Annotated in this window: 1 protein-coding gene; it reads right to left on the reverse strand. The window is 68.5% G+C overall.

The window, feature by feature from the left end:
- A partial coding sequence (locus tag GL263_RS27700) for an SGNH/GDSL hydrolase family protein (RefSeq protein WP_182858462.1) occupies positions 1 to 529 on the reverse strand: 529 nt, incomplete at its 3' end.
- Positions 530 to 565: the final 36 nt, after the last annotated feature.

Genomic DNA, 565 nt, shown 5'->3' on the forward strand with positions numbered 1-565 from the left:
GGCGGGGGTAGCCGAGCACCACCACCCGCGCGTTGGGGCCTTTGCTCTTGATCGCGTTGTAGACGGTGTTCAGTCGGCCGGGGAGCGTGTTGCGCGCGTAGGCGCGCGCCTCCTCGGACTTCCGCACGCAGGCGGACTCTCCTTGGAGCACGCAGGTGGTCATGACGTCGGCGAAGCCGGCGTCGTTGCCGCCGACACTCACGCTGACCAGGGTGGTGGCGGAGTTGACGGGACCGAGTTGGTTGTTGACGACGTCGGTGGTGCGTGCGCCGGAGCACGCGGTGAAGTGGAAGGAGGCGGGCGAGTTCGCGTTCTTCCACAGCACCGGATAGGCCCGGTTGCTGCGTTTGCAGTCGCCACTGCTGCTGTCGTACGAACCGGCTCCGAGGCCTGAGGAGTAGGAGTCGCCGACCGCCACGTAGTTGACGGCCGCCGCGTCGGTGGACGCGGCGGCCGTGCCGGTGAACGCGGGTAGCGCGAGCAGCGCCGCTACGGTGGCGGAAATCGTGAGGAATCTGGACACACGCACTGAACCTCCCGGTGGGGGTGGGGGTGGAGGATCGCC

Source organism: Streptomyces durbertensis (genome assembly GCF_014156695.1).
GTDB lineage: Bacteria > Actinomycetota > Actinomycetes > Streptomycetales > Streptomycetaceae > Streptomyces > Streptomyces durbertensis.